This window comes from Marivita sp. (assembly GCF_051859345.1).
GTDB lineage: Bacteria > Pseudomonadota > Alphaproteobacteria > Rhodobacterales > Rhodobacteraceae > Marivita.
The window spans coordinates 1-1978 of record NZ_JBHYFV010000100.1 but is presented as its reverse complement, the minus strand read 5'-3'; the positions used below and the strand labels follow the sequence as shown (position 1 = coordinate 1978).

Annotated in this window: 3 protein-coding genes; all 3 read left to right on the top strand. The window is 63.4% G+C overall.

Translation table 11 applies throughout. From position 1 onward, the window contains the following. Positions 1–456 (top strand): ABC transporter permease (locus tag ACTIEN_RS22200; protein ID WP_439525309.1); only part of this gene is annotated, 456 nt, incomplete at its 5' end. Beyond that, positions 453–1331: an ABC transporter permease gene (locus ACTIEN_RS22195; protein ID WP_439525308.1), complete on the top strand. Its 879-nt coding sequence runs from the start codon at positions 453–455 to the stop codon at positions 1329–1331. The genes ACTIEN_RS22200 and ACTIEN_RS22195, both read left to right, overlap by 4 nt. Before the next feature lie 3 nt (positions 1332–1334). After that, the coding region (locus ACTIEN_RS22190; protein WP_439525307.1) for an ABC transporter ATP-binding protein at positions 1335–1978 on the top strand (644 nt) is incomplete at its 3' end.

Sequence of the window (1978 nt, the reverse complement as noted above, 5' to 3'; positions counted from 1 at the left end):
CTGATTGCGGCTGATTTCGAGATTTTCGCCGCCACGTTGCGCCAGCTCACCCTTCCGACAATGACGCTGGCCCTGTTCACACTGGCGCCCATCGCGCGGATGACCCGTGCGGCGATGTTGCAAGCCTTGTCGTCCGACTACATTCGCACGGCGCGCGCGGCCGGATTGTCACGCAGTAGGGTCCTGTTTGGCTACGGATTGCGCAACGCACTTTTGCCAGTCGTAACCACCCTGGGCATGGTGTTCTCTTTCGTTCTGGGCGCCAATGTGCTTGTGGAAAAGGTCTTTGCCTGGCCCGGCATCGGATCCTACGCGGTCGAGGCCCTGGTCGCCTCGGATTATGCCGCGGTGCAGGGTTTCGTGCTGGCCATGGCGTTTCTCTTCGTCACGCTCAACCTCATCATCGACCTCAGCTACGCGCTGATCGATCCGCGCATCGGGTTCGACACCAAATGACTCAAGCCACCGATATCCCGGGCCGCCAGCCCGATGGCGCCTGGGCGCACCTGTTGCATGTGCTGCGCGAAAATCCCGTGACCATGCTGTCTTTCGGCATGTTCGCCTTCTTCCTGCTGCAGGCCTTCTTCGGCGCGTATCTGGTGCCGCATGATCCGCTGGCAACAAATGCCGCAAACGCGCTGCAACCACCCAACTTCACGCATTGGTTCGGAACCGACAGCCTGGGCCGTGACGTGTTTTCCCGCGTGGTGGTGGCAACGCGGCTGGACCTCACGATTTCGGTGCTCGCCGTGGCGATATCCTTTGTCATCGGGTCAATCCTCGGAGCCATCGCGGGTTATTGGGGCGGCTGGATCGACGCGGTGCTGAACCGGATGCTCGACACGATCATGGCTTTCCCGCTCTTCGTGCTGGCCATGGGGATCGTCGCAGCCCTTGGCAACACGATCGAAAACATCATCTACGCCACCGCTCTGATCAACATCCCGTTCTACGCCCGGCTTGTCAGGGCCGAGGTGAACATCCGGCGCGAGGCGGGATTTGCGCTGGCCGCGCGCCTGTCGGGCAATTCGCACTTCCGCACGCTGGCCTTTCACATCTTCCCCAACGCCCTGCCGCCGATGATGGTGCAGGTCTCGCTCAACATGGGATGGGCGATCCTGAACGCGGCGGGTCTGTCCTTCATCGGGCTGGGCGTGCGCCCGCCTACCCCTGAATGGGGCATCATGGTCGCCGAGGGTGCCAATTACATCATCTCGGGCCATTGGTGGGTCGCGCTGTTCCCGGGGCTCTGGCTGATGTTGGCAGTCTTCACCTTCAACCTGATGGGCGACGGTCTGCGCGACATCGTCGATCCGCGCAGAAGGACCTGAGCCATGCTGAGCATTTCCGATTTCGTGGTGTCTTTCCGCACAAGACGGGGCGAGGTGCAGGCGGTGCGTGGCATCTCTCTGGACCTGGCGGAGGGCGAAACGCTGGGCATCGTCGGCGAAAGTGGGTCCGGCAAGTCCGTCACCTCCTACGCGCTGATGCGCATCCTCGATGCGGGCGGGCGGATCAAGGCCGGCAGCGCCTTCTTTGACGGGCGTGACCTGGCACAGGCGGCCGAGCGGGACATGCAGGCCATTCGGGGCCGCGAGATCAGCATGATCTTCCAGAACCCGCGCGCCGCGCTCAACCCGATCCGCAAGGTCGGCCACCAATTGGAGGACGTGTTGCGCCGCCACGGACGCACCAATCGCTCCGACGCCCGCGCCAAGGCCATCGAGGCATTGGAGGCCGTGCGCATCCGCGATGCAGAGGCGCGCTACGACGCTTATCCGTTCGAATTGTCCGGCGGCATGTGCCAGCGGGTCGTCTTCGCCATCGCGCTGGCTTGCGGGCCGCGCCTGCTGATCGCGGACGAACCCACGACAGGCCTCGACATCACCACCCAGAAGGCGGTGATGGACCTTGTACGCGATCTGACCCGCGAACGCGGCATGTCTTCGCTCCTGATCACCCACGACCTAGGGTTGGC